A 25,418-nucleotide genomic window follows, 5' to 3' on the forward strand; every position below is an offset into this window, starting at 1 on the left:
TAGCCAATGAAAATCCTTCGGTACGCCTGGCGTGCCGAAGGATTTTTTGTTAGACCTTGTTGCGAGTTCACCCTTCCGCTGCGCTCGAAAAGAGAACTCGCAACAAGTCTATTGTTAGAACCCCCGGCACCTAAACATTGTTACCTCCACGAATGGCCCAACAAGACCCAAAGAAAAAATTCGACCTGCAGCTGCTGTGGCGCGTTCTCGCGCTGGCTAAGCCGTATAAGAAAATCGCCTTTTTTGCGGTTTTATTGGCCATTTTATTAGCCCCCCTGGCTATTGCCCGGCCCCGTATCGTTCAGAAAATTGTTGACGAGTTTGTCTTTACCGGAGATGTAGATGGTATGACTTTCTGGACGGCTGTCGTTTTCGGCCTCATTGTTCTGGAGGCTATTTGCCGTTACGCCTTCATCTACAGCTCGAACTGGCTGGGGCAATCCATCATCCGGGATTTCAGAGTCCGGGTTTTTAGCCACATCAACAGCCTTCGGCTAAGCTACTTCGATAAGACGCCAATCGGGACTTCCACTACCCGGACGATTAACGACATTCAGTCCATCAACAGCATATTTACCGAAGGAGTCATCACTATTATGGCCGACCTGCTGTCCATTTTCGCCGTATTGGCGGTTATGGTAACCACCAGTTGGCGGCTTACGCTTATCTGTCTGACAACAATGCCCTTCCTCATCCTGGCGAGTTATATCTTCAAGGAAGCGGTGAAAAAGTCTTATCAGCGGGTTCGGACGCAGATTCAGAAGATGAACGCTTTTCTGCAGGAGCGGATCACGGGGATGCGCATCGTTCAGGTATTCAACGCCGAAGAGCAGGAGCGGGAAACCTTTGCGGGCATCAATCGGGAATACCGAAAAGCAAACATTGATGCCATTCTGTATTACGCCATTTTCTTTCCGGTAGTGGACATCATTGCCGCCGTGTCTTTAGCCCTGATGGTTTGGTGGGGAGCACGGGACGTCGCCCAGCTGGGAGGCGTCACTCTGGGCGCGCTGGTGGCCTTCCCGATTTACCTGAATATGCTCTTCCGCCCAATTCGGGTCCTGGCCGATAAGTTTAACACCCTGCAGATGGGGCTGGTGGCCGCTGAACGCGTTTTCGCTGTAGTAGACCGGACGGACATTATTAAGAATACCGGCACCTACGCTCCGGAAAAGCTGGAAGGAGAAGTCGAATTCCAGAACGTACACTTCGCTTACGTCGCTAACGATTGGATCCTGCGAGACCTTAGCTTTAATCTCCATGCCGGAGAAACGCTGGCTATTGTGGGGAGTACGGGGTCCGGGAAAACGACCATCACAAACGTCATTAATCGCTTCTACGAATTTCAGGAAGGACAGATCAAAATTGACGGGAAAGACATCCGGGAATATGACCTGTATGCTCTTCGTAGCCGAATGGCGATGGTCCTACAGGATGTATTTCTGTTTACGGGGACGGTGATGGACAACATCAGCCTGCGGGACCCGGAGATTACCCGGGAGCAAGTCGTGGCTGCTTCAAAGATGATCGGTGCGCATGAGTTTATCGAGAAACTGCCCGGAGGATATGACTACGACGTTCAGGAGCGCGGAGCGACCCTGAGCATGGGTCAGCGCCAACTGATTTCGTTTGTCCGGGCATTGGTCTTTGATCCCGATATCTTGATTCTTGATGAGGCTACCTCCAGCGTAGACCCTGAAACAGAGGGCGTTATTCAACACGCCATTGAAAAATTAATTGACCGTCGGACGAGCGTCATCATCGCCCATCGCCTGAGTACTATCCGTAATGCAAACAATATCATGGTACTGGAGAAGGGGGAGATCAAAGAGCTTGGCCCACACGATGAATTGGTAGAGCTGGAAAATGGCCGCTACCGGGAGTTGTACGAGATGCAGTTTCTGGAAATGGCGGAGTAGAGTGGTATGCTTGGTGTAAAAGCCTTATTCAACTTAACTTACACGGCAATCTAAATTCTTCGTTGCTTTAAGAGTCCCTCGGTACGCACCGAGGGCTCAATAAGAATATGTACAAACTTAGCTTACACGGCATTAATTTAGTACGACAAAGCACCCCCTCGACCTATTGCCCCTTACCTGGCTCTTTTTACCCAACCCTGCATCCTGCGTCCGCGCCACGTCCTCTCCTTTAGCGGAAAATTATACACCTTGCAGAACAACTCACCAGGCTTGCTTATTTTGCGGTATAGAGATAGTGAACAATGAACCCCGATCTCCTCTGTATTTTACCCACGCTAGCCCAATCCTTACTGCATGACTGATGTTTTCAAATTAGACTTCTCTAACCTTCGGGGTGATTTCTTTGGTGGCCTGACGGCCGGCATCGTCGCCCTGCCCCTGGCTCTGGCCTTCGGCGCTCAAACGGCGCTTGGACCTATGGCCGGACTTTATGGCGCCATCGCCATTGCGATCCTGGCCGCGCTCTTTGGCGGCACCCCGACCCAGGTATCCGGGCCAACCGCGCCGATGACGGTTGTCTCCAGTGCCATTATCGCCAACGCTATCGTGGAAACCGGTGCGGAGTCCGTTACTGATGCGCTGCCCCTCATTCTGGCGACCTTCTTCCTGGCCGGGCTGATCGAGATGATCTTCGGCATCATCAAGTTGGGTAAATACATCAAATACATCCCTTATCCCGTTGTCTCCGGCTTCATGAGCGGTATCGGGGTCATCATTGTAATTACGCAGCTTTTCCCCTTGCTGGGCTATAACCCAACCAATGACGAAGCGCTCGTGGAATCGCGAATGATTCACGCCGAAGAGCAAATTCTGGAAGGCATCATTCGGGAAGAGGAGCAAAATGGTACCCTGAAGGGAGTGATGGACGGGGAAGTCATCACCGCCACCCAGGCGGCCTTCAAAGCCATAACGCCCGAACAAATTCGCGAAGAAGCCCGTAAACAGGCCAAGCGGGAAGCCAGTGGTACGGTAGGTACACTCAAGAATATCCTGCGGCCTTTCCAGACCAACGGCATCAACTGGCTCAACTTTTTGCTGGCTATTGGTACGATTATAGTCATTTATGGCTTCAAGCGAATAACGAAAGCGGTGCCCTCCAGCCTGGTGGCGCTCATACTGTTTACCCTCATTGCTTTCTTCTTCATTCCCGCAGGAGATATTCCCGTAATCGGGGAGGTTCAAAAAGGGCTACCCCCCTTTTACTTTGATTTCTTCGGGCAGTTTGCGGATACCAGCACCTTGATGCTGATCTTCAAGTTTGCCTTCACACTGGCGGCACTCGGAGCAATTGATTCCCTGCTGACTTCGGTGGTGGCTGATAACATCACTAAAACCCGACACGACCCCAATCAGGAACTCATCGGGCAGGGTATCGGCAATATGGGAGCGGCTTTCATTGCCGGTCTGCCGGGGGCAGGGGCAACCATGCGGACGGTGATTAACGCCCAGTCAGGCGGGAAAACGAAAATTTCCGGCATCGTCGCCGGGGTCTTTTTGCTGGCGGTGCTCCTGGGCCTCAGCGGCATCGTACAATTTATCCCCAACGGGGTGCTGGCCGGGATCTTGATCACCGTCGGCATTGGCATCATCGATTATAAAGGCTTTCGCCACCTGAATGCAGTTCCCCGCGGAGACGCGGCGGTTATGCTGCTCGTGCTACTGTTAACGGTCTTTGTTGGCCTCCTCGAAGCAGTGGCCATTGGTATGGTCCTGGCGGCGATGCTGTTTATGAAAAAGTCAGCTGATACCGTTGAAAGCGGCGCAAGTTCACAAACCCTGACCGACTTCTCTCACGAAAAGCCCTGGGCGGACGAAGGGGATCTCATTAAGCGCGTAGGCGATCAGGTCTACATTAAGCACCTTGACGGGCCACTCTTTTTTGGCTTCGTGTCTTCCTTTCAGGGCATTATTCAGCGTTTGCCGGACTTGCAGGTGCTTGTCATTCGCCTGGGGAGAGTGCCCTACATTGACCAGTCGGGGCTCTACGCCATGGAAGATGCTATTCTTGACCTGCAGAGCCAGGGCAAAGCGGTCGTCTTTACGGGCATGAACCCCCAGATCAGGAGTATGATGGAGCGGATCAACCTTATTCCCGGCTTGGTGGAAGAAAAATACGTCTTTGACACCTTTAAGGAATGCCGCAGCTGGCTGAGTGACCGGCTGGAACGTGGAGAGCTCCGTAAAGTGTCCGACGAGCAAGTTCAACAGCCGCCCAGAGTTGGCGATAACATTGACGAGATGTAAGTCGGGGATTTCCCATTTTCGCATTACCTTTGGGGGAGAGCATACGCAATCAAAACAGAGAGCGTTTGCTTTATGGAATCAGGTTCGTGTCAGCGTCCGGTTCCGGTAGCGGCCTTCGGGCCATCCGATAAATTGATCCCTTCTTTGGGAAGGGTAGATATATATACTTTTTGCTTTTCTGACCGCTCCGCGGGCACCTTTTTATGCGTTTGGTTGCTGCTGCCTTATGGTGGGCGCGGCCGCAGGTGCAAAGCAGCGTTTTTAGAAAAGCAAGGTTTTGGTGAGGTGCAGCCTTTGGTTAAAGCTGCTGCGCTTCCCTCGGTGCCTATCGGTATCGTGCTGTTGCTACGGCCCTGAACTCTGTTGTTCAGACCAGTAAAGCATGCAGTTCACCCAACTCTTACATCAGCCTGCGGGGCTTCGACAGTTACGGCAAATGGCCGCTGCTGATCGCTTGCCGCACGCTAATCTGTTGTTGAGCCCTCCCGGGGCGGGCGGCCTGGCCGCCGCGCTGGCGATTGCCACCCTGCTCTTGTGTGAAAACCGTAGCGGAGAGCAGGGGGACACGGCCTGTGGTAACTGCCGGGCCTGCCGGAAAACGGCGGGCTATGTACACCCGGACCTGCACTTCGCTTTCCCTACCGTTGGGGCGCGGATGACCAGCGATCCCTTCCTCCCGCAATGGCGCGAAGCGCTGAAAGAGACCCCATATCAGGAGGCTAATGACTGGCTGCAACGAATCGGAGCAGAAAACAAACAGGGCAATATTACCCGGGAGTCTTGTGCCAACATTGTGCGAAAGCTCAACCTGAAAATTTTTGAGGGGCGCTACAAAATCATGCTCATCTGGTTGCCGGAGTACCTCGGTAATGAAGGTAACCGCCTGTTGAAAATGATCGAAGAGCCACCGGAGAACACCATCTTCTTGCTGGTAGCCGAAAGGCTGGAGCTAATCCTCAATACCATCCTCAGTCGCTGTCAATTGACGAAGCTCGGCCCTCCTGCCGGAGCGGAGATTTCGGCTGCGCTGGAGGCACGGGGCATACCCGCTGACCGGGCGGGGGCTGCCGCCAGGCTGGCGGACGGCAATTTCAACCTGGCTACTGCCATGGCCGAAAACGAATCCGTTAGCCACGGGCCACGTTTTCTGAAGTGGATGCGACTCTGCTTTCAGGGTAGCGCCGCCGGTCTGACGGCCTGGACGGACGAGTTTGCGAAGCTCGGCCGAGAAAATCAAAAACACTTTCTGCGCTATGCGCTTCACTTCTGGCGTGAGTTTTTACTGCTCAGCGTCAATGGTGATGAAGATGGCAATATTCGCCTGCCGGCGGATGAGCTCAATAGTGCTAAAAAACTGCTGCCGTTGGTCAATCTTGATCAGTTGGCGGGCATCACCCATATCATCAGCGAATGCACCGAAAACGTGGAGCGAAACGCGAATCCAAAGATTCTGTTTCTCGACGCCGGCATCCGCATTCACCAAATACTCCGCCAACCGAGAGGCCAAAACCTCCGAACGGCGTAATCATAATGCGAGGCTTTGAGTGATCCGTCACTTACCCGCCCGCCAAAATTAACTACACATGGGATGCAAATCCTGCGGATCAGGAACCAACGAAGACGGCACGCCGAAAGGCTGCGGTAGCAAGGGCGCCTGTAATACAAGTTCCTGTAATCAACGGAGTACCTACGACTGGCTCTCCGACCTGGGGATCGACGATCCCTACGCTGCGAGTATCGTGGAGGTGAGCTTCAAAAACGGAGCTTCTAAAGACTTCTACTATGCTCCTTCGGAACTGGAGGTTTTTACGGGAGACAATGTAGCGGTAGAAACGAAGAATGGCTATAACGTAGGCCGGATTACCCTGAGTGGTGAGCTCGTTCGCCTGCAGATGAAAAAGAAAAAGGTGCGGGAAGAGAAGGTTACCGAGTCCATCATTCGGCGCGCCAATACCCGTGATATGGAGCGACTGGCTGAAGTGCGTGACATGGAGCGTTCTACCCTGGTGAAGGCACGGGCCATTGCCCGCTCTAACCACTCTAAGATGAAGATCACGGATGTGGAATTTCAGGGTGACGGTAAAAAAGCAACCATCTACTACACCTGTGATGAGCGGGTTGATTTTCGGGAGCTTGTCCGTCAGTTTTCCCACCAGTTTCGGATCAAGATTGAGATGCGGCAGATTGGCCCTCGCCAGGAATCCGCCCGCCTGGGCGGTATTGGCAGTTGTGGCCGGGAGCTTTGCTGTTCTACCTGGCTGAGTGATTTTTCTTCGGTCAATACTGCGGCAGCCCGCTACCAGAACATTGCCATCAACCAGGCTAAGCTGTCCGGCCAGTGCGGCCGCCTGAAGTGTTGCCTCAACTACGAGTTGGATACTTATATGGAGGCGCTGGAAGTCTTTCCGAAGAAGGCGGACAAACTCCGTACCGAAGCCGGTCTGGCGATCCTGATCAAGACGGATATCTTCAAAGGAATCATGTACTACACCTACAAGGAAAACAGGGGCCTGCTGTACCCGATTCCCGTAGCTAAGGTGCACGAAATTCTGGCGATGAATAAAGCCGGGGATAAGCCCATTGACCTGCAAAGTAACCAGTTGGTGGTAGAAGAAAAGGACGATGTCTTCGGCTACGAGGACGTGACCGGAGCCATTGAACTACCCGCCGAGAAGCGGCGGAAGAAGCGGCGGAAGAAAAAGTCAGGGACTAACGCTAAGGGGCGCTCCTCTGGCTCCGGGCGGAAGCCCGCCTCCGGAGACAGCAGGGCAAAAACCGGAGAAGCCAAGACAAGCAACACTGGTGACAAGCCTGCCGCTGGCGGAGAGACGAAAGAAGGCTCCCGCAGCAGTAAGCGGCGGCGGGGCCGGTCGAATAACCGGAATAAGAAGAGAGGTGAAAATGCTTCTGCTGGCCCGAAGGCCAGTAGTGGGGGTGGGGATAAACCCGCCAATAAACCTTCTACTCCTAAACCCACCGGCGAAGGCGGGAAAGGTGGAAGTAGCAGTAGCGGACGTAAAAAGCGGACGCCCCGCCGGAAGAAGAGGGGAGGGGATGCTCCGAAGGGGGACTAGGGGTAGGGGCTTCAACCTGGGTTTTGTCTCTTTGGCTACCTCTCCCCAACCCCTCTCCGGCACGTCTCGCCAATGGCTCGACGGAGAGGGGCCAGATGTAAACGCTACGCGTTTTGTGACCATGAATTATACTGGTGGTGGCAAGCCCCCGGTGGAATTGGCTCTTTATCAGAGGTCCATATTGGCGACTCTCCAGTATATTTCTAGCTCATCTAAAGTGAGCTGGTCGTCCGGTAAGTATTGGACTATCAAATTTCCTTGCTTTGCCCCTTCTTCAATAAGGTAGGCTTCTATTTTTTCTGCTTCGCTTTCCGGTAATTCCCCCGTGTAACGAAACTGAAGCTCTATTCTAAAACTGGGATTGCGGTCTAGCAGGTATATTATTTCTTGAAGAGTGTGCTCCTCTTCAGGATGAAACTCCCCCTCTGTGCTAAAATCTAATGGGCCTAAAGGCTGGTAGCTGGTGAACTTGCAGTCAAGTTCTTTGTAGCTGGTTAAACCGCCCTTCTCTATTAAAAGGGAACGGGTTACCTCCTTATAAAAAGGCTTGCCTAGCGATTTGTCTTTAGGTCGGTAGATGGTTGTGTATTCGGCGGGGTAAGTTCTGTAACACAGAACTTGGCAATCATTAGGGTCGGGACTCTCACATCCATCATACCTTGTTGATTCCCATTGACTTATCTCGGGTTTTGTTACTACTCTTTTAAGTTTATGTGGATACAAGGCTGCTTCTTCTTCCGAATAAGTGAGGTATTCTTCGACTTCAGTCTCATACACATCCAGGGTTACTGTACGGACGTAGCACTTATTGGGATCAGGCTTGCGCGGTGAGCTTTGACCCGTAAGTAAAATTGGAAAACAGCTTGCCAGGAGTAAAAAAAACGATCTTGTCATCTTAATAAGGAGTTGTCTTGGTGTATCAATCAACTGCAAGTTAATCGATTATCGTTGCTGAGCATTGCTCCTCTAAAGACTTTTCTTGCACCTGCGTCCGCGCCTGATCGCTTTTGGAGTGAAGAAGCGCTCTGCTCTACAGGTATAGGTTACATCTTAATCCCATTAATCAACCGAAGCAGCGTACTGACGGCTACCTGAATGGTCTGGTCGTCCCGGTCGCGATCGGGGTTGACCTCCATCAGGTCTGCGCCAACGACGTTGACCCGGTCCAGTACGGTGGCCAGTAAGTCCAGTCCGGTTCGATAGCCCGGGCCATCGATGACCGGCGTTGCGGTGCCGGGGGCTACGGTGGGGTCGAAGAAGTCGATGTCAAAAGTCAGATAGGTCGGTAGGTCCGGGTCGAGCTGTTGAACACTATTACTTTGCAGGAAGTCCGGAATTTCGTGGGCATAGACGATTTTGCAGCGAGCATCTTTCGGTGGTGTCATGGTGAACGGACCTCGAATACCAAATTGCCAGACCTTGGCGATTTTAGTAGACTTTAGGGCATTGCTCAGGAAATTACCGTGATGATGGGGGGCCTTGCCGCTGCCTGCGTAAAGTTCGGCTACCCGATTGACGTAAGTGTCGGTGTGAGCATCAAACTGGATGATCTGGATGGCTTCATGTTGCCGGGCAACGCCGGCAATGGCGGGAAAAGTTAAGCTGTGGTCTCCGCCGAGCATAATGGGGACGTTGCCTTTTCCATTTATTTCTTCCGTAAGCCGTTCAACTTTGGCGTAAACGGAGGAGGGATATTCGTTGGGTTGTAAGACCAGGTCTCCGCCATCGGTTAATCTGTTACTTGCCAGCCATTCGCGCAGAGAAGTAAAAAAACTATTGTCTGCACCAAAGCCCCGAAAGTCAAGTTGGTGATTTCGAGCATGTAGTGAAGAGAGATATGATTGGGTAAACCAACGAATTTTTGCGGGAAATTTAGCACAAGCTCCATCCAGTTTATTGCCACTTCCAAAGGGGACGCCCAGTAAAACAAGACGACGATTCTGCAGATCTTCAGGAGCGGAGTCGTGGTAAGCAGGAATACCCATTAAGGTTTTATTCGGCAACCGCCGGTGATAGGTCTCATCATCACCCGTTGCTACGATCACTCCTCCTTTACGTAATCGATTAAGCATTGTCTGCACCTCTTTTGAAGGAAATGAGGTTGATGTACGGTCAAGTAACTCTTCAATTGTTGTAGGTTCTTTTAGGTGAGTTAACAACTGATAAGCTAGCCGGGGCAAAACGAACTTGCGGCCATTCAGCTCATGGGTTATTTCATAGTTCTCTCCACGAGGAATAACGTTAAGGCAGCGAGCAGTGCGGTAGTGCAGGGAGTCTAGTGACATCTAATAGTTGATTTGTTGATGTCTCAAATTTAGGGGGTGCTAATTGAATGATTAGGCTGTTTTTGGCGTGTTGTTTAATTCTTAAGTTGTTGTTATATAGTGTTTTGTGAAAACTTTGCTAAATTTTTAATTGATATATAGAGGGCTTGATTGTTGACTGTTCGTCCTCACAGAAGGCAATTTCCCGGCTCATCTTTGTTGTGTCACCAATCAAAACGAAAATGTCAAGAATTCTACCTTTTAATGATATCCATCGACCAATAGGCAAATTTGTGAACATCGAATTTGGCAACCCTAAGCGACGTGATTGCGAAGGTATGGGGATTTGTAATGTTGAATTAGCGGGTACGATGAATACCTTAAGAGCGCATCGGTGTAAAGCTTGTACTGTACAGGCTTTTTTGTCTTACACGCCAAGAAATGGCAAAGTGCAGCTGGAGTTTCGGCGGAGAGATATAAGGACTTGTACTTACAACAAACAATTTAAAAATGGTCTTTTTCGGATTGAAGAAGATGTCGCTTTCCCAGAAGAGTTGATTCAGGCCTGTGGCTTGCCCGCAGAGTCAAGCATAAAGCAAGGCCTTTATCCTATCGAGGAGAAAGGTGGCCGCCTGCGGTTTATGCTTTCTTTGGGCCTCTCCGCAAAAATGTCCTTTTCGGGCATTACCGACAGTCGAATTCCTACTACCTTTTAAATCATTGCCACTATGTCCACTTATCAGACAAATAAAAATGGAGCTAACTATCGAAACGATATGATTAAGCTGGATTTTCCTGAGCTCGTCAGTAAGTATGACTCCCAGGTTTCGGCTATTTTGAATCGATATACTTCTTGCTCGATCACCCTAGACGAAATCAAGCAAAAGGCCTTTATAAAGGCTTATGAAAAACGATCTCATTATCGGGGAGAGGCGAGTTTTGGGACCTGGCTGTTTACGATTGTTCGTACGGTGGCTCTTGACTACTTAAGTCGTCAGAAGCGCCGTGAGGAAAACCGCCAACGCTACGGTAAAACCTTACCCAGAAGCGGTTCTCTTGATCAGAAAATGAATCAACTGGACGCCGCCTCAATACGCGACGCGGTTCGTGCTTTACCGAAGGCTGATGCAATACTACTTGACTTGCATTATTTCCAGCAAAGAGATATCCGTGAAATTGCGATCTTCCTGGACTGTACTCCCAGTCACATCAGGACCAAGCTCTCTCGTGCCCGAGCCCGTGCTAAAACGAGCCTTCAAAAATACTTCGGTCAAGAATTAAACGACCTCTGTCCTGGCTGGTGCCAGAAAGACATGCCGCAGGCTTAATGGTCTTGATCTACTTTTAAAAGTTTAAAATTTCATCCAATGAAATATCCTTATTCCTATATCGGAAATATTCGCTCTTTTTTCACCCTGTCGATTTGCCTGAGCTTTTTCACTTGCTCCTTAGCGCAACCGGCTAATGTGAACGACAGTGAAGAGACCTCTGTGTCTATTGAATGGGACGTCCATAACCCCTATTATCAGATTATGGCAGAGAATGTGGGCAAGCTAGATTCATTTATAGCGTATGAAGACCTCCAGCAATTAATCGGTACATTAGAGCGAGTAGCTCGGGTAGAGCAGGATGAAGCACTTCCTCAGTATTATCTGGCATTTTCTCTTTCGACCATGTCTTTCAAAGAAGATGACCTGGACAATATTGATAAATGGTGTGATCGAAGTGAACTCGCTTTATATAAGGCGGAACAAATCGGCGGAATCGATGAAGAAGAAATATTGGTCATTCGTGCATTAATACAATATGGTCGTCTCAGAGTAGACTTTATGGGAAGGGGAATGGAGGCGAGTGCACAAGCAGAACGCTACTTGAGTAAGGGCTACAAGATGAACCCTGATAACCCTCGGATTTTAGCGGTACTTGGTCAACATTACCTCAATATTCCTCCACAGGTGGGGGGGAGTCGTGAAAAATCCTGCCAATTCCTTTCCTTGTCGAAGGAGGCCTTTGTAAAGGAAAAGCAGAGCTTCCCGGAAGGGATCTTTCCTATTGTTCCCCATTGGGGTGAGTTTGATGTGAATTATTTAGTCAACAAGTACTGCCGTTCAAAGCGAACCGAAGCTAAAACGAAGACCCCATGATGCGCGTAGTTCCTCAAAGCTCAGTTACGAGTCCAGCCCCTTCAGCGGGAAAAATCTACCACGAAACAATTCTTTCCGTTCGGTTTTGCGAGGTAGATAGCTATCAAATTGTTTGGCATGGTAACTATGTCAACTACCTGGAAGTAGGTCGTGAGGCCTTTGGAAAGAAATTCGGGATCAGTTATCAAAGCCTTATAGACAGGGGACTAAGAGCTCCTATTATTCACGTTGAGATGAACTACCGCCGTTCACTGAAATATGGAGATAGGTTTCTTGTACTTACGGAATATGTTGAAAAGCCTCAGGCTAAGATTTGCTTTAGCTATAAGCTTACTTCTCTTGATGGGAAAATCATTTATTGTCGGGGTAAAACGGAGCAAGCCTTACAAGATATTGATACTGGCCGGACGCTACCCAGCCTTCCGGACTGGCACGCAGGTTGGCTGGCCCAGGCAAAGTCAATGATATGAAAAAGGCAGCTGTCATAACTGGTCATGGACTGGTAAGTTCTTTCGGGGACTCAACGGAGGCAAACTGGCAGTCCCTTTTAGCAGGGTATATCGGCTTACGAAAAGAAAAAGTAGCCGGTGGATATGCCTGCCCCGTTGGGCGAATTTTTCAGGAAGGAATCTTTTCGGATCCGGAGTTTGTGGACCTTACAAGGAGTACGCTTAAAAGCCCTCCGATGGGGTGGGATTGGACTCGTTCTGCTACCAGCTGGATACTTTGTTCTGCAAAAGGGAACATCACAGGGTTAGGTCATAAAGGTGCTTACAGCCTGGCAGACAGTGCTAAAAGCATTGCTGATGATTTGAAGCTGATAAATACCCCCACCTGTATCAGTACTGCTTGTACGAGTAGCCTTGCAGGTATTGTACTGGCAGTACGGATGATGAAGTCGGGTCAGTATACGCATGTTGCCGTAACGGGTTGTGATCTTGCATCAGATTTTGTTCTCAATGGGTTTAATCGAATCAATGCAGTCTCTCCTGAAATTTGCCGGCCATATGATGCGGACCGTAAGGGTATAAATCTGGCGACAGCTGCAGCGACCATTTTTTTAGAATGGCGATCACCAAAACCTGGTGAGATTTACCTGACCGGAGAGGCGACTTCTAATGATGGCTTTCATATTTCCCGGCCTAAACCTGATGGTGCTGGTTTGAGTGACTGTATCCGCCGTAGCTGCGGAACGGAGATTCCTGATTTTATTTGTGGGCATGGTACGGCTACCTTACTCAATGATAATATGGAGAGTGAGGCCATTGCTCGTAGTGGAATGGCTACTATTCCTTTATTTAGCATAAAGGGGCAAATAGGACATACCCTTGGCGCTTGTGGAGTATTGGAAACAGTTGTTACGGCCAAATGCCTGCAAGAAGACACGATTCTTTCTTCTTGCGGTTTTAAGAAGCCTGGCACCAGTGCAATCATTAACGTTTCCCGTAAGGTGCAAAAACGCCCCTTACGTTCAGCTCTTAACCTCTCCGTTGGCTTCGGTGGGGGGAATGCGGCCATCCATCTTACCAAAGCATAAAGCAGAACCGATGCATCAATTCAGGCTTACGAACGATTGCTTATTTCAGGACGGTTCTCCCTACCGGAACAGAGCCGAAGGGCAATGCCTCCGGGATTTCCTTATGGCTTTACTTCAGGAATTTTACACTGGAGAAAGCTACCGCTTTAAGGTAGTCGATGACCTGGGGCTGGCTTGTTTAGCTACAACTGCGGTTTGTGTATATCACGAAAAAAGGTGGCATTCTACGGTGCTGGAAAAACGTGCGCTGGTATTTGCCACTCATCATGGCTCAATAGTTACTGATCAGGAATACCAAAATTGCCTTGACCTAAATAGGCGAACCAGCCCCAGAGTTTTTGTGCAAACGCTGCCCAATATGGCTGCTGGCCAGGTGGCTGCCTGCTTTGGAATACGAGGCGAATACTATGTGTTGGTGCAAACCTCGCCCGATAATGCGACACTTGAAAATACGGCTGCCTTGACGCTTGCATACGGAGGGGCTGATCTTTGCCTGACTGGTTGGATGGAATATACCATTGAACAAGAGCTAACCGTAAAGATGACCATTCGTTATGCCCATGAAAAAGACCAGTTTGTAGGGTCTTTAGCATCAGCTTCAATTGCCCGGTCGTAACGGAGGCAATACCGGAGAGGGTTGCTCGAAGTATCGGAAATCACATCTGGATTAGCGCGCCAGCGTTGTTGGAATTGAGGGTCAATGATTACTTCCTTAATCGTTCGCTGGCCAATTTTACCAAAGGTTTCCTGGCCGCCATATAGCAGGTCGTTTTTAAAGTACCCTTGGGAATCAATGGCTAGCCGGCGATTGAAATAAGGATTGGCTACGCGCGATTCCCGGAAGTAAGCTGGCCCGACAAAATGTACGTTTGGACGAAGCTCCCAGGTTTTCTTAGCGTAATCCATGAGGGTGTTCGCGCAGCGCAAGTAGTATTGCCGTTTCCCAATTTTCAGGTTGATATCTTTTTCTTGCCCTAAGAGTACTACGGTGCCAAAACGAGGCCAATCGTGCAATAAACGGTCCACTTCAGCGGGGTTTACTACTGGCATTGCTGTTTGGCCCACTCCTAGCACCAGCGTTCCGCGCCTAAATTCTCCTTGCCGTAAAGCAGCGCCAATTTGGTCCCATACTGCGCTATCTTCTTCTTTAAGAGAATAGTTGTGCAGTTGTAACTCTAAAGTGCGACATCCCACATCAGATAGTTCTAGTAGAGCTGAGGGTAAGTCGTATGGCTGAAGCCTGTCATGTGATACAATCCCGGAGTTGATAGCGTAGGGGCTTTCCCACGATAAGTCCGCCGCTGGAAAAACTTGCGGCTTCGTTGTCGTAAAGGCCCATTTTTCCTTTAGCAGAAAATCGGTATAGCGATGAAATACCGTTTCGTTACCGGCAAAAGTCTCTTTCAAAACTTGTTGGGTCGGGGCCATTTGAAATGCCTTAAGAATGGATTCCAGGATGAGAGGAACCGTTCGAACGCGTCCGCCCTGAAGGTCATAGAGTGCGCCCAACTGGCTTCCCTTTACGAATTCGACGTGTGCATATAGATGTAAGTAGTCATTCATGATATTTCATCTTGTTCTTCACAAAAATCTCCATCCCACCAAACGCTATTTCGTAATATGTCTGAACCAATGATGGGTAAATTGGAGCAGTTATGTCTGGATGCATAGGCCTTCTGTCGATCTCGTTTAGCGAGTTCGGGTAAAGACTCTCGGTTGAGGCGGGCGATGAATAGGTAAGACAGAGGTAATTCGCCATTGTCGAGGCCCTGAAAAAGGTCGTTGAAAGGTTTATTTTCCATGGGAGGTATCTTTTTTGATGAGTAGTTCCGCGATCCGTTTTTCAAGGTGAAAGTTGGACCGTTCGGAAGGAGCAGAGAATTGACCGCCGGGGTTAACTTCCAGAAAGTAGTACTCTCCTGTTTCGTTTACGATCAGGTCAATACTTCCCGTATTCAGGTCAAGCTTTTGCATGAGCTGAGTCAGCTTGTTTTCTACTTCTATTGGAAGTTGGTAGGGGAGGTATCGAGTCTCGGCTTCAGCGGTTTTTAACTTAACATCCATGAACACCGTATCATTAACGCTGGTGGTACTTCCCTGAGTTTGAGTGGCCTCGGAAAAGAATTCTCCCATCAAATAAAATGCGCGGACCTCATATACAGGGGTTACACATTCTTGAAGCAGGCTGGGATGAAAGCGCTCTGGTAACTCCGCAACGTTTTCGTGCCCGAGCCTGGAGGTGAACGTGGTGTAGGCGAAATTTTCGCGAGAGTAGTATCCGCAATAATTAATGGGTTTAGTAATCCATCCATTGGAGTTCTCGTCGAGTAGGTTAACTACTTCTGACCGGCTTCGGCAAATGTAGGATTGTGGGACGGCGAGGCCGCAGGTGCGAGCTAGGGTTAAAGTAGATAGTTTGTTAGCCGCACGGTTGGATGCAGCGATTGTTGGCAACCAAAATTTATCAGCCAGACTATCGGATACGAAGGTAGTTAAGCGCTCGGCTTCTCCCTGCAATTCTCTTTGCAGCTGGCGACTTACGCGAGGCTCTCCGATGTCATAATAAGGAGCGTCAGCCTCAAACCGACGATAAAAGATGGCGCCAACCTCCTTGTTCAGATTGACTCCTTTAAATTCTATTCGACCATCATGGATGTTGATTTTCCAGTCTGAGCCAGGACGAAGTAATGCGTTTGCACTTGCCCGTACAAAGGGGTGGCCGTGGTAAAGGAGCCAGTCGATGACACCTTCGGTACCTTGTTCGTAACCATCGTAGGAGAGTATGAGGACCATAGCTTATGCGACTGTTTCTGATAATTCTGTTTCGGAAATGCTTGCCAGAAGATGGCTTGTGAGCTTGCGCAGTAAGTTTGACTGAGTCTCTTCCATTTTTGCAATAGTTTCTGCAATAGGGAGGAGTGACCTGCCAACCCAGGTTTCTATTGCTGCTAATAAATCTTCCGTACTTGTTCCCTCTAGATAGCTTGCTCCCCAGCCGTTTTCTTCTATTCGTTCAGCATTGAAGAGTTGCTCAAAGAAGCCAGGAAAGCAAATAATTGGTTTTCCCGCTGCCAGCGCCTGGTATAGGCTGCCATTACCTCCATGACAGATGACTAAGTCTACTTGAGGCATTAGCTTGTTGAAGTCGGCAAATTGGAAATAGCGGATATTTTCGGGTAGATTTTCCTCTGTAGTACTTCCACAAACCAGAAAATCATAATCAGCGAACCGTTGATCCGCTAGCTGCTGTAGCCAGGCATAGTTGCCAGAGCTTCCCATGGTAACGAGGATCGTTTTTCTATCGGGGTGTACGTTTACTTGATCTTTTTCTTTTAATCCTTTCGGGGAAAAACGTAGTGGACCTATTTCTTCTATGTCCTTAGGCAAATTATCTTTTAAAGGATGAAAGAGCTTTGTGTCGCAGATCCAGGTTTGGTCGCCTTCCAGTTCGAGAGCAAGGTTGAGTTGCTTTGCTAACCCATACCGCCGCCTTAAAAAACGGAATTCTTTCTGTGAACGAGAAACTGCCATGAAGCCTTTCATGTCGGATAATTTGTTCCGATAGAAGGGGGGGACATCGGCAACGTCTGCCCCAAGCTTCTTTAAAAAGTCGGGGGCTTCGAAGGGGGCGTCATAGTAGCGACTCAAATACGCATTGGTAATGCTAATATATTTTACCCCCGTTCGCTCAGTAGCCATGCGAAGGGTTGGGCTCATATCCCCGATAACAAATACTGGTTGGTATTGCTGGATTGCTTCACTCTGAGCGAGCATTACTAATTCAAGATCTGCACCAGGCCAATTCATAATGTCTTCCCGACAACCCTGTGCAACAAGTTCTTTCTCCGCAAGCCGCAGGCAATTGAATGTGCTGAAGCCCTGCTGATGAACTACTGCATCATAATCGGATGATTGGAAAAGAAACTCATATTCATTAGATAAAAGCTCGGCAACACGTAAACAACGGGTATAATGGGCCAGTAGATCAAAGGCAAAAACGAGTACTTTAGGTTGAGTAGCCATGGCAATTTTTTTCCTTAAATTGAATTAATATTTATCCATCTGATTAAGTGAAGACCAGTGGTAAAGATTGAGCTGGACATCTAATGGCGTTTCTCCTGCTAGCGTACATTGATATCCATCGCTTACTGGAATGTTTTGCAGGTAGTAAGACTTGCCTTCGAAAGTCACTTGATTGCTGAGTGCTTCCAGCTTTCGAAAATTAACCCTCATGCCTAGTCCCAGTAATTTTGTAACGGCTTCCTTACGTGACCACAGGCGTGCAGCCCGGCTTTTTTTGCCGGCAACCCAGTCCAGCTCTTGAGCAGTGAATACCTGATTCAAGAGTCGTGGACCCAGGTTTTTTTCTCTTTGAATGTCGATACCTACCCTTTTCCCCTTTTCCCCAATAGCGCAAACGGCCAACTCTCCAGAGTGAGAGATATTAAAGTCTGGAAAAGCTTTAATATATGGCCGGCCGTAAATGGCTTTCGACCAAACGGTAGTTTCGTTTATTGGGTGTCCTAATTCCGCAAGACCTTTAAACAAAAGTTGCCGACCTAGCAGGGACATCCACTTTTGATTGTGGTTTTGGTAACGGAGGATGGATTCCCTAAAGGAGGTGTCAGGAAGATAGCATAATGCAAATTCAAGCGATTCCTGAGAGAAGTCAAATTGGTTGCCAAAATTTCCGCAAAATACCGTTGATGTTCTCATGCTACCATTATTTCTTCTCCTACTTTGTCTTCAGTAAGTATGCCTCTTTGGAATAAATCTCTTAGTATAGCTGGTGAGAGAACCTCTGATACAACCTCACCCCGTACATGGTCGATGCGTTGTAGTAGAGTTGCCAGCCCCGCTGATACAGAAATGACATCTTTGGATTGAATATCCAGCAAGAAAGTTTTCCCTCCCTCTTTGAAGATGCCAAAGCGGTCCTTGTCGTAGCAGCACCACTCAGGAACTACCCAGTCAGGTTGTAAATCAGGTACTTCACTAGGTGTGTTGAATTCGGGGAGCCAGATGTGTAAACGGTCGAAAATTTCCCAGTATTCAGGAGATTTTTGAACGTATGACTCAAGGTATTTGTAGCCTAGTTCACAATAAGCTCTTACAAATGATTTTTTGTCTTTATAGTCTTTTGGGTGAAGAACTGGAAAGAGTCTGACAATAAAGCCTTCATCTTCTTGTTCTACCATTGAGAAAACGATGGGCATTTTTAGTTTGTAAGCTAGTGTGGCTGTACCCTTTCGGGCGAAAACTTCCTGGCCAAGGAAGGGGACTTTTTCCAGTTTGCTCTGGTCGTAATAACCTCCTTCTCCCTCGAGCCCATCAGCGTAAACCAGCATGCTTTTACCTTGACGAATCTTATGCATCATCTTGATCATTGTAGTAAAATCGTTGGGATTCACTACGTCTGATTCTGGTATGATTATCGGAATAACTTCCGAATCTGATGCCTCTGCTTTTTGGATTTGATATGCCTTTACTTGCTCAAAATATTTTGCACCATTGGCCAGCACAGAGAATTGTACTCGTTCATTTGAGAGGAATCCTCCTAAAAGGTCATAGGGCCCAAAGTGAAACGAACTAATCATAACGGCACGGCTTTGAGCAATTTCCAGTGCTCCGTATTCATCTACGATCCTGTAGTTGTTCATTGCGTGGGCCAGGTTTTCTGGCTCAAATTGCCGAGAAGCCTGTCCCTTGAACTTTAGATGGCGGAGAAAGAGCTCCGCAATGTCCACTTTTTCCGATTTCGTCCCGAAAAAATGCTGATGATTAGCTTTGAAGAAGAGATATCGCTTCCGCATAGGGTGATCGATACATTCCAGATCAGATCTTTGGACTCTTTTGCATGTTAAATCATTCATTGTGGGTATAAATTTGAGTGCTTTACAAGATAATTTTTCTGGACCTAGAAATTCTTAATGAACTTGGCCCATCCATACTTGGCCAACCGATATGTCAGAAAACTGATCATGAAGAGAACGATGAAAGCACGGAAGAAAAAGCTAAGCTCTACTTGGCTTAAAAAATCCATCCAGCCAAGGTCCGTGGATTCGGTTGTAATCATTACTTGTTCGATGCATTTTGCCACAAACCGCCCCATAAAATAGAACATAACCATAAAGAAGAGGTAACTGGATACAGAATATGTAAGCAGAGGCCAATTAGTCTTTGTCTTTTTTCCCGCCCGATAATGAGCCCATAATTGATAAGGATATAGGATGCTACGGCTCATCAAGTTTGGGATTTCAAACAAGTCCGAATAAATCCAATACCCGTCGTATCGTAAAAAGGGCATTAGTGAGTAGGCAATTACAAAGAGGTTCGTATACAAGAGAGTTGCCAGTATGGATGAACTTGGATAAATGAAGGCAAGTGATACGAAAATGGCGTTGATGATTAGTTGAAAATAGACTCCTCCTAGGTTGATGATGATGCGTTTGTACTTGTTAAGGGACCATGCCTCTGAAACATCAGCAAAAAAAACAGGGAAGACCAGGTAAAACCCAAAACTGATTTCATGTGGTTTCATTCCATAATACTTGGTGGCTGCTGCGTGGCCTAGTTCGTGAATAAAGAATACGCAGAACAGAATGAGATACGCGGCGGCCAATTCTTTGGAACTTAAGCTTATCTCCGGGCGGGTTGCCATTAAGTAGTAGTATCCCGTAATTAAAATTGACAATACGCCCAATATGGCAATTGTCTTAGGGCGGAATAGGAGTGATAGTGGTCTTGTTATTTTTTCGAGCATTTCTCCCCCCATTAATCGCCACTTGAAGTGGATGTAGCTAGAGCGGGTTCGTTTTCGTGTCCCTCCTTCAATTCCTTCAGGATTGAATCGCTTCTTAAGCCCTTCCAGGGCTTCTTCTACTTGCTTGATGTCAAGATTGATGGATAGGTCTTGCTTTAAATCTTCAACGATTTCAACGGGAGACCGCAGTGACTTTGCGCGTACTACAATTTCGTAAAGTAAAGGACCTATGTAGAAATACTGTCCATCCATAGAAGCCAGATACTGGTCACTATCCGTAGGTTTGAGTTCCAATTGTTCGAAATTCATCGTTGGGTAAATTTTTAATTTAGAAGGAGAAAGAGAAGAAGGGCCGTGCTAACCCGGCTCTCCTTCTCGGTTAGTGTATTAAAACACTTTAAACACTCACGGCTATGTCTACACTTCTATTGTCGTCGCAGCGAGCAGAAGCTTCTGCTTCAACAGCAGTAAGGTGAACCATTTCCAGGCGTTGCTCCAGCTCGACTACTTCGAGTCCTTTAGCAATGTCCTGAGCATTAAGTGTGTTGAGTTGATTACTCATAATAAAAGGAATTGATGAATGAAAAATGATGTGAAAGTGGAATGCTGGGAATTACCAGCACTGAAATTGCTTTTAGCGATCATTTCGCTGTCAGGTCTGAGGGCTCTGTTGTTTTAGCTCCCTTAAATCCTGATCTTGAAAAGATTATTATTCTTTTTTAATACCTTCGCGTATTGCTGTTTTTATTTTTTGCTAAATAAAAGAAAACAACTGATCGGGTTATTTTAATTCGCTTGATAACCTTTTGCGTCAAAACTCTTTTAAGTTGAAAATAGAAGAAGAACCGGGAGGCCCCGGCTCTCCTTCTTGGCTAATGTTCTAAAACACTCTAGCGCATAGCAGACAGTTCGACATCTACTTCGATGTCTACTTCGTTGCCGTCGCAGCGGGAAGAAGCTTCCGCTTCAACTGCAGTGAGGTGAACCATTTCCAGGCGCTGCTCCAGCTCGACTACTTCGAGTCCTTTGGCAATGTCCTGAGCGTTAAGAGTGTTGAGTTGGTTACTCATAATAAAAAGGAATTAATGAATGAAAAAATGATATGAAAGTGCGATGTTGGGAACTCCCAATACGCGAAATTGCTATTGTTGGCTGCCATTCCGTTGCCAGAACTAGCTGCGATCTCATTTTGGTTTTATAGCCATAGTTCTGGAAAAAAGCCATTGTTCTTTTCCATCAGTGTGCCAGATGGGAACATCTTCATTTTTTATTCGGAACGGAAAGTAAATGGAATGACGATTTTACGCTGCTTACAATTTTTTTGTAAGGTTCTAGGTAGAGAACTTTCTCAGCTTGAGAATAGAAGAAGAACCGGGAGAACCCGGCTCTCCTTCTTGGCTAATGTTCTAGAACATTTTAGCGATCAATTGCAGACAATTCAACATCTACTTGGATGTCAACGTCGTTACCGTCGCAGCGAGAAGAAGCTTCCGCTTCAACTGCAGTGAGGTGAACCATTTCCAAGCGCTGCTCTAGCTCGACTACTTCGAGTCCTTTTGCGATGTCCGTGGAACTGAGTGGGGTGAGTTGATTACTCATAATAAAAAGGAATTAATGAATGAAAAAATGATGTGAAAGTGCGATGTTGGGAACTTCCAATACGCAAAATTGCTTTTGAGTCTTTGCTCTGTTTTAGAGCTAAGCACGTTGTGGTCTTGGTTTTCTTTTATGGTTCATTTTCCTCTAATTTCAGGGCTTTAGATTAGCATGCCGCCACCATCAATATTCATGTTCTCCCCGGTGATAAATCCTGCTTTTTTTGAGCAAAGAAATCCGATTAGAGAGGCAACTTCTTCGGGCTCTCCGAAGCGTTTAACGGGTATGCCTTTGGCACGTGTTTCTTCATTAATGTCGGCAATCATTTCAGTTCGGATGAACCCAGGAGCGACTGAATTGACGGTTACATTTCGCTTGCCTACTTCCTTAGAAAGGCTTTTTGTAGCGGCAATCAGTGCAGCCTTACTTGCAGCGTAATGGGTTTGTCCTGAAGGTCCTACGAGGCCTGACATACTTACTACCGTTACGATACGACCGTACCTCTGCTTGATCATGGCCCGAAGAACCCGACGGGATACGTGATAAAAGCCATCAACATTTGTATGAAAGACTGATTCCCACTCATTTTTATTGATCCAGACGAAGAGGTTGTCTCTGCGAAGCCCTGCATTATTGACTAGAATTTCGATGATACTATCCGGGTTATTCTCTATCCAGCCATTCAGTGCGTCATCAACTTGCTTTTCATCACTGATGTCGAATTTTAAACATTCAGCCACCTGTCCAATTACGTTTACTTCACGAGCCGTTTCAGCTGCGGCTTCAGCGTTATTGTTGTAGTTGATGAGGATGTTGTATCCCATTCGGGCTAATTCAATGCAAGTAGCTCGTCCGATTCCTCGACTTCCTCCGGTAACGAGGGCATATTTATTGGTAAGTTTGGACGTTTTCATTTGTTATTTGATTTACTGGCTTTTTCTTCGCCGGTGATAGTCTGCGGATCAGTATTGTTTAATAAGTCCAGTACAGGGTGCGTTGCTTCGTACATTATGCCGTCCTGGCTAAAAGCGGGTACCCGAGACCGCACCAGGTCATATAGTTTGCGTGTTTTTGGAGCAAGGCTTTCCTGAATTCCGAGTACATCTACAGCCTGAATTGCTGTAAGTAATTTGACCGCCAAAACTTCATAGGTGTTTTCAATTACTCGGTTAGCCATCAAGGCTGCATTGGCTCCCATGCTTACGATATCCTGATTGTCGTTGTTACTCGGAATGGTATGGATGTAGACTGGGCTGCAAAGAGATTGGTTTTCGGAGGTAGTTGACGTGGCAACGAATTGTGCTCCTTGCATGCCCAGGTTCAAGCCAAGTGTTCCCATATTGACAAAGGGAGGTAGCTGCTGGTTAAGCTTATCATTGAGTAGATAATTCAACTGCCGTTCGATTAGCAGGCTTAGTTTTGTAATGGCAATTTTCAGCTTGTCCATTGATAGACTGACATAATCGCCGTGGAAGTTGCCACCGTGGAAAACGTTTTCATTTTGGTAATCGATAATTGGATTGTCGCTTACACTGTTGAGCTCGTCTTCAACGGTTTGTTGAGAATCTATCAGGGTGTCAAGGATAGGTCCCATGATCTGAGGTAGGCAACGGATGCTATAATACTCTTGCACCTTGTCGTCAAGCTTCTTATTCTCATGAGAGCAGTAGAGGTGGTCGGACCTGTCTCGTAGACGCTTGCTGCCGGTGAGTAATTCGCGCAAACGTCGTGCTGCCTTTTGTTGGCCTGCGTGTGCTTTGACGCCATTCAGCCCTTCGGAGTAATAGTCGTCATAACTGCCGACAATTTCGATAAGCAATGCTGAACTAAGTTCAGACCATTCGACTAAGCGTCGTGCTTTGATGACGTTAATAGCACCGTAGCCGGTCATGGCAGAAGTGCCGTTGAGGGTTGCAAGGGCTTCGCGGATACGGGGGCGTAGGGGCGTCCAATTCTTTTCCGTAAAGACTTCTTTGGCGGGGCGATCCTCACCATTATCCTTGACTTTTCCTTCGCCGATAATACACAAAGCTAAGTGGGCCAGTTGAACCAAGTCTCCACTTGCTCCCAGACCTCCATGTTCATAGATGTGTGGAGTGATTTCTTCGTTTATCATCTGAGTCAGCAGTTCGGCCCACTCGGGATGGATCCCACTATAGCCTTTTGCCAGGCTGCTCAATCGAGCAATCATCAAGGCAATTGTTTGTTCTTTGCTGACTAGTTTTCCTGAACCGGAGCAATGACTCCTGATTAGATTTAGCTGTAGCTCCAGATGTTTGTCATCCGGGATTTTGTAAGGAGCCATCGGGCCGAAACCGGTATTAACACCGTAGATGACTTTGTCTTGGGAGAATTTCTTTAGAAATTCGTGCCCGGCATTTAATTCTTTCCATGTGGCGGAACTAATGCCAACTTTGGATTTTCCATAAATGACCTTCTCTAAATCTTCTATCGTCAAACGGTCTGCTCCAATCCAACAAGTTTGCCGCGATTTAGAGGTTATTTTTTTATTTGGCTTACTCATGGTGAATTGATTTTTTTACTCCTTGAATGATGGCTTGTGGAAGTTCACTTTCTGGAATTCCAGGATAGCCGAAAACTTCTATGTCTTTAAATCCAATCTCAGCCAGCAGATTTCTGAAGGTCGTTGTCGATGCTACAGGTGTATAGGGGATGCGCAGCCCGTCAGTAGATAACCACCATCCTGACGTTGTTCCATAGGTGACAGTATTAGTTATTGACTCAGTTGCAATTTCGTTGATGTAAACACTCCCTTCTGGTGCGAGAAGATCCCGTACGTTGCCTACCGTTACCCGTAGGTCAGGAGTGGCGTGAAGGACGTTAGTGGCAAAAACGATATCGAAACTTTCTTTCGCAAACCCTTGCTCGGTGGAATCCTTGCTGATATCTAATAGGCGAAACTCAAGCTCACAATCGAATTGTTTAAACGTTCTTTTTGCTCGCCTCAAAAAGCTATTCCCTATATCCGTAAAACAGAAATGGACTTTGTCACTATGTTCCTGTAATCCTTCAAGCATTCTTATGGTGCCATATCCACTACCCGCACCAATTTCTAAAATGCGAATTTTGTGCTCAGGTCTTAAGGCCCATATTTTATGGCATTTGTCTACAATTTGCTCAGCAATTAGTCCGTAGTATACTTCTGGTACGTGATTAGTATACGTAGCCATTGTACGACTATAATTGTCAGGTGAGAATAATAACTGCACGCCGCTCATTTCTCCTCGTAAGACTTCTGGGAGTTTGGGGATGCAAGATTGAGCCAGTTCGAAAAATGGGCCGTAAGTATTGGTTAGCCAATCTCCTTTTCCGTAGGTTGCTAGCCCTTTACGCCCCAGGTCGTTTACTAGTTTGTCAAGTTTTATTTCATCAAAAGATGTTTTTTTTACAAAGCCAGCTTCTTCATGAAGATATCCCTCTTCTTTTAATGAGAGCAGAAGGGCTGTGAATAGCTTTTCCTGGCTTTTTACGACATTGACGCGCTCTGCTAAAGTTGATATTTGTACGGGGATACTGGAAATTTGACCACTAAGCCACGTAAACATGGTTTTGGCAAGTAAAGCGCCAGTTGTTTTCTTTCGTATAGAAAGAGTTTCACTGAATTGCTCGTAGCTATATAATTCCTCTCTCTGGAATATTGACTTAGACTCGGAAATTTGTAGCATTGATGGTTGTTGTTTGTATCCACCCATTAGACGAGTCTCAAGGAGCAATCGCTACGATAGGAGCTTGTTTTTTTAGCTAAATATTTATTTTTTGATACTTATCCGATGAGGAGCTGGGTGAATGGTTTTAT

Annotated in this window: 25 protein-coding genes; 10 read left to right on the top strand and 15 right to left on the bottom strand. The window is 47.4% G+C overall.

The features are described from left to right. Positions 1–152 precede the first annotated feature (152 nt). The 4 genes from BM123_RS02780 (at position 153) to BM123_RS02795 (ending at position 7,297) form a co-directional block, all read left to right on the top strand. Entirely contained in the window at positions 153–1,919 is a 1,767-nt protein-coding gene (locus tag BM123_RS02780; protein ID WP_090165292.1) for an ABC transporter ATP-binding protein, read from the top strand. 354 nt (positions 1,920–2,273) lie between these two features. Next, on the top strand, positions 2,274–4,223 hold the full coding sequence (locus tag BM123_RS02785) for a SulP family inorganic anion transporter (RefSeq protein ID WP_090165293.1): 1,950 nt from the start codon (positions 2,274–2,276) through the stop codon (positions 4,221–4,223). Positions 4,224–4,605: 382 nt separating this feature from the next. Continuing rightward, complete coding sequence (locus BM123_RS02790; RefSeq protein ID WP_090165294.1) at positions 4,606–5,748, top strand: DNA polymerase III subunit; 1,143 nt, start codon at positions 4,606–4,608, stop codon at positions 5,746–5,748. Positions 5,749–5,806: 58 nt separating this feature from the next. Continuing rightward, the gene (locus tag BM123_RS02795; protein WP_090165295.1) at positions 5,807–7,297 is read left to right on the top strand and encodes a PSP1 domain-containing protein; all 1,491 of its coding nucleotides are present in this window, start codon (positions 5,807–5,809) and stop codon (positions 7,295–7,297) included. Between the two features lie 168 nt (positions 7,298–7,465). Here the strand turns inward: BM123_RS02795 and BM123_RS02800 are convergent, their stop codons facing one another. Further along, the gene (locus BM123_RS02800; protein ID WP_139211734.1) at positions 7,466–8,074 is read right to left on the bottom strand and encodes a hypothetical protein; all 609 of its coding nucleotides are present in this window, start codon (positions 8,072–8,074) and stop codon (positions 7,466–7,468) included. Positions 8,075–8,340: 266 nt separating this feature from the next. Beyond that, entirely contained in the window at positions 8,341–9,582 is a 1,242-nt protein-coding gene (locus BM123_RS02805; RefSeq protein ID WP_090165297.1) for an arginase family protein, read from the bottom strand. Positions 9,583–9,803: 221 nt separating this feature from the next. Here BM123_RS02805 and BM123_RS02810 point away from each other — a divergent pair, with 221 nt between their 5' ends. From BM123_RS02810 to BM123_RS23830, 6 genes are all read left to right on the top strand, one after another. Then, complete coding sequence (locus tag BM123_RS02810; RefSeq protein ID WP_090165298.1) at positions 9,804–10,277, top strand: hypothetical protein; 474 nt, start codon at positions 9,804–9,806, stop codon at positions 10,275–10,277. A 12-nt stretch (positions 10,278–10,289) separates the two neighbouring features. Continuing rightward, complete coding sequence (locus tag BM123_RS02815; protein ID WP_090165299.1) at positions 10,290–10,889, top strand: RNA polymerase sigma factor; 600 nt, start codon at positions 10,290–10,292, stop codon at positions 10,887–10,889. A gap of 39 nt (positions 10,890–10,928) precedes the next feature. Continuing rightward, positions 10,929–11,705, top strand: a complete 777-nt coding sequence (locus BM123_RS02820; RefSeq protein WP_139211735.1) for a hypothetical protein — start codon at positions 10,929–10,931, stop codon at positions 11,703–11,705. After that, a complete protein-coding gene (locus BM123_RS02825; protein ID WP_090165301.1) occupies positions 11,702–12,175 on the top strand; it encodes an acyl-CoA thioesterase in 474 nt (157 codons plus the stop codon). The genes BM123_RS02820 and BM123_RS02825 overlap by 4 nt, the downstream gene beginning before the upstream one ends. Beyond that, positions 12,172–13,242 carry a beta-ketoacyl synthase N-terminal-like domain-containing protein gene (locus tag BM123_RS02830; protein ID WP_090165302.1) on the top strand — a complete coding sequence of 357 codons (1,071 nt, stop codon included), beginning with the start codon at positions 12,172–12,174 and terminating at the stop codon, positions 13,240–13,242. Before BM123_RS02825 ends, BM123_RS02830 begins: the two co-directional genes overlap by 4 nt. 103 nt (positions 13,243–13,345) lie before the next feature. Then, positions 13,346–13,858 (top strand): beta-ketoacyl synthase N-terminal-like domain-containing protein, encoded by a 513-nt coding sequence (locus BM123_RS23830; protein WP_139211736.1) that lies wholly within the window; start codon positions 13,346–13,348, stop codon positions 13,856–13,858. Here the strand turns inward: BM123_RS23830 and BM123_RS02835 are convergent. From BM123_RS02835 to BM123_RS02890, 13 genes are all read right to left on the bottom strand, one after another. Next, positions 13,795–14,805 carry a hypothetical protein gene (locus BM123_RS02835; protein ID WP_090165303.1) on the bottom strand — a complete coding sequence of 337 codons (1,011 nt, stop codon included), beginning with the start codon at positions 14,803–14,805 and terminating at the stop codon, positions 13,795–13,797. The two genes, BM123_RS23830 and BM123_RS02835, sit on opposite strands and share 64 nt — an antisense overlap. After that, positions 14,802–15,044 carry a hypothetical protein gene (locus BM123_RS02840; RefSeq protein ID WP_090165304.1) on the bottom strand — a complete coding sequence of 81 codons (243 nt, stop codon included), beginning with the start codon at positions 15,042–15,044 and terminating at the stop codon, positions 14,802–14,804. Before BM123_RS02840 ends, BM123_RS02835 begins: the two co-directional genes overlap by 4 nt. Continuing rightward, complete coding sequence (locus BM123_RS02845; protein ID WP_090165305.1) at positions 15,034–16,035, bottom strand: ATP-grasp domain-containing protein; 1,002 nt, start codon at positions 16,033–16,035, stop codon at positions 15,034–15,036. Before BM123_RS02845 ends, BM123_RS02840 begins: the two co-directional genes overlap by 11 nt. 3 nt (positions 16,036–16,038) lie before the next feature. Then, positions 16,039–17,265 carry a glycosyltransferase gene (locus BM123_RS02850; RefSeq protein ID WP_090165306.1) on the bottom strand — a complete coding sequence of 409 codons (1,227 nt, stop codon included), beginning with the start codon at positions 17,263–17,265 and terminating at the stop codon, positions 16,039–16,041. A 24-nt stretch (positions 17,266–17,289) separates the two neighbouring features. Beyond that, on the bottom strand, positions 17,290–17,958 hold the full coding sequence (locus tag BM123_RS02855; RefSeq protein WP_090165307.1) for a 4'-phosphopantetheinyl transferase family protein: 669 nt from the start codon (positions 17,956–17,958) through the stop codon (positions 17,290–17,292). Further along, entirely contained in the window at positions 17,955–19,115 is a 1,161-nt protein-coding gene (locus tag BM123_RS02860; protein WP_090165308.1) for an LpxL/LpxP family acyltransferase, read from the bottom strand. Before BM123_RS02860 ends, BM123_RS02855 begins: the two co-directional genes overlap by 4 nt. A gap of 44 nt (positions 19,116–19,159) precedes the next feature. Next, positions 19,160–20,314: a M50 family metallopeptidase gene (locus tag BM123_RS02865; RefSeq protein ID WP_090165309.1), complete on the bottom strand. Its 1,155-nt coding sequence runs from the start codon at positions 20,312–20,314 to the stop codon at positions 19,160–19,162. 88 nt (positions 20,315–20,402) lie between these two features. Then, the gene (locus BM123_RS24150) at positions 20,403–20,567 is read right to left on the bottom strand and encodes a hypothetical protein (RefSeq protein WP_175489225.1); all 165 of its coding nucleotides are present in this window, start codon (positions 20,565–20,567) and stop codon (positions 20,403–20,405) included. 328 nt (positions 20,568–20,895) lie between these two features. Next, positions 20,896–21,075: a hypothetical protein gene (locus BM123_RS02870; protein WP_090165310.1), complete on the bottom strand. Its 180-nt coding sequence runs from the start codon at positions 21,073–21,075 to the stop codon at positions 20,896–20,898. A 346-nt stretch (positions 21,076–21,421) separates the two neighbouring features. Beyond that, positions 21,422–21,604, bottom strand: coding sequence for a hypothetical protein (locus tag BM123_RS02875; protein WP_090165311.1), 183 nt, complete (start codon positions 21,602–21,604; stop codon positions 21,422–21,424). A 158-nt stretch (positions 21,605–21,762) separates the two neighbouring features. Further along, on the bottom strand, positions 21,763–22,515 hold the full coding sequence (locus BM123_RS02880; RefSeq protein ID WP_090165312.1) for an SDR family oxidoreductase: 753 nt from the start codon (positions 22,513–22,515) through the stop codon (positions 21,763–21,765). Continuing rightward, complete coding sequence (locus tag BM123_RS02885; protein WP_090165313.1) at positions 22,512–24,125, bottom strand: HAL/PAL/TAL family ammonia-lyase; 1,614 nt, start codon at positions 24,123–24,125, stop codon at positions 22,512–22,514. Before BM123_RS02885 ends, BM123_RS02880 begins: the two co-directional genes overlap by 4 nt. Further along, positions 24,118–25,287 carry a class I SAM-dependent methyltransferase gene (locus tag BM123_RS02890; protein WP_175489226.1) on the bottom strand — a complete coding sequence of 390 codons (1,170 nt, stop codon included), beginning with the start codon at positions 25,285–25,287 and terminating at the stop codon, positions 24,118–24,120. The genes BM123_RS02885 and BM123_RS02890 overlap by 8 nt, the downstream gene beginning before the upstream one ends. Between the last annotated feature and the right edge of the window lie 131 nt (positions 25,288–25,418).

This window comes from Neolewinella agarilytica (assembly GCF_900110645.1).
GTDB lineage: Bacteria > Bacteroidota > Bacteroidia > Chitinophagales > Saprospiraceae > Neolewinella > Neolewinella agarilytica.

Excerpts from the sequence above, each read along its gene's own strand:
- BM123_RS02815 (WP_090165299.1), top strand. The coding sequence starts at position 10,290 with ATGTCCACTTATCAGACAAATAAAAATGGAGCTAACTATCGAAACGAT.
- BM123_RS02885 (WP_090165313.1), bottom strand. The coding sequence starts at position 24,125 with ATGAGTAAGCCAAATAAAAAAATAACCTCTAAATCGCGGCAAACTTGT.
- BM123_RS02865 (WP_090165309.1), bottom strand. The coding sequence starts at position 20,314 with ATGAATTTCGAACAATTGGAACTCAAACCTACGGATAGTGACCAGTAT.
- BM123_RS02880 (WP_090165312.1), bottom strand. The coding sequence starts at position 22,515 with ATGAAAACGTCCAAACTTACCAATAAATATGCCCTCGTTACCGGAGGA.
- BM123_RS24150 (WP_175489225.1), bottom strand. The coding sequence starts at position 20,567 with ATGAGTAATCAACTCAACACACTTAATGCTCAGGACATTGCTAAAGGA.
- BM123_RS02820 (WP_139211735.1), top strand. The coding sequence starts at position 10,929 with ATGAAATATCCTTATTCCTATATCGGAAATATTCGCTCTTTTTTCACC.
- BM123_RS02795 (WP_090165295.1), top strand. The coding sequence starts at position 5,807 with ATGGGATGCAAATCCTGCGGATCAGGAACCAACGAAGACGGCACGCCG.
- BM123_RS02790 (WP_090165294.1), top strand. The coding sequence starts at position 4,606 with ATGCAGTTCACCCAACTCTTACATCAGCCTGCGGGGCTTCGACAGTTA.
- BM123_RS02850 (WP_090165306.1), bottom strand. The coding sequence starts at position 17,265 with ATGGCTACTCAACCTAAAGTACTCGTTTTTGCCTTTGATCTACTGGCC.
- BM123_RS02830 (WP_090165302.1), top strand. The coding sequence starts at position 12,172 with ATGAAAAAGGCAGCTGTCATAACTGGTCATGGACTGGTAAGTTCTTTC.
- BM123_RS23830 (WP_139211736.1), top strand. The coding sequence starts at position 13,346 with ATGGCTTTACTTCAGGAATTTTACACTGGAGAAAGCTACCGCTTTAAG.
- BM123_RS02825 (WP_090165301.1), top strand. The coding sequence starts at position 11,702 with ATGATGCGCGTAGTTCCTCAAAGCTCAGTTACGAGTCCAGCCCCTTCA.
- BM123_RS02875 (WP_090165311.1), bottom strand. The coding sequence starts at position 21,604 with ATGAGTAATCAACTCACCCCACTCAGTTCCACGGACATCGCAAAAGGA.
- BM123_RS02780 (WP_090165292.1), top strand. The coding sequence starts at position 153 with ATGGCCCAACAAGACCCAAAGAAAAAATTCGACCTGCAGCTGCTGTGG.
- BM123_RS02860 (WP_090165308.1), bottom strand. The coding sequence starts at position 19,115 with ATGAATGATTTAACATGCAAAAGAGTCCAAAGATCTGATCTGGAATGT.
- BM123_RS02890 (WP_175489226.1), bottom strand. The coding sequence starts at position 25,287 with ATGCTACAAATTTCCGAGTCTAAGTCAATATTCCAGAGAGAGGAATTA.
- BM123_RS02855 (WP_090165307.1), bottom strand. The coding sequence starts at position 17,958 with ATGAGAACATCAACGGTATTTTGCGGAAATTTTGGCAACCAATTTGAC.
- BM123_RS02810 (WP_090165298.1), top strand. The coding sequence starts at position 9,804 with ATGTCAAGAATTCTACCTTTTAATGATATCCATCGACCAATAGGCAAA.
- BM123_RS02870 (WP_090165310.1), bottom strand. The coding sequence starts at position 21,075 with ATGAGTAACCAACTCAACACTCTTAACGCTCAGGACATTGCCAAAGGA.
- BM123_RS02805 (WP_090165297.1), bottom strand. The coding sequence starts at position 9,582 with ATGTCACTAGACTCCCTGCACTACCGCACTGCTCGCTGCCTTAACGTT.
- BM123_RS02835 (WP_090165303.1), bottom strand. The coding sequence starts at position 14,805 with ATGAATGACTACTTACATCTATATGCACACGTCGAATTCGTAAAGGGA.
- BM123_RS02840 (WP_090165304.1), bottom strand. The coding sequence starts at position 15,044 with ATGGAAAATAAACCTTTCAACGACCTTTTTCAGGGCCTCGACAATGGC.
- BM123_RS02785 (WP_090165293.1), top strand. The coding sequence starts at position 2,274 with ATGACTGATGTTTTCAAATTAGACTTCTCTAACCTTCGGGGTGATTTC.
- BM123_RS02845 (WP_090165305.1), bottom strand. The coding sequence starts at position 16,035 with ATGGTCCTCATACTCTCCTACGATGGTTACGAACAAGGTACCGAAGGT.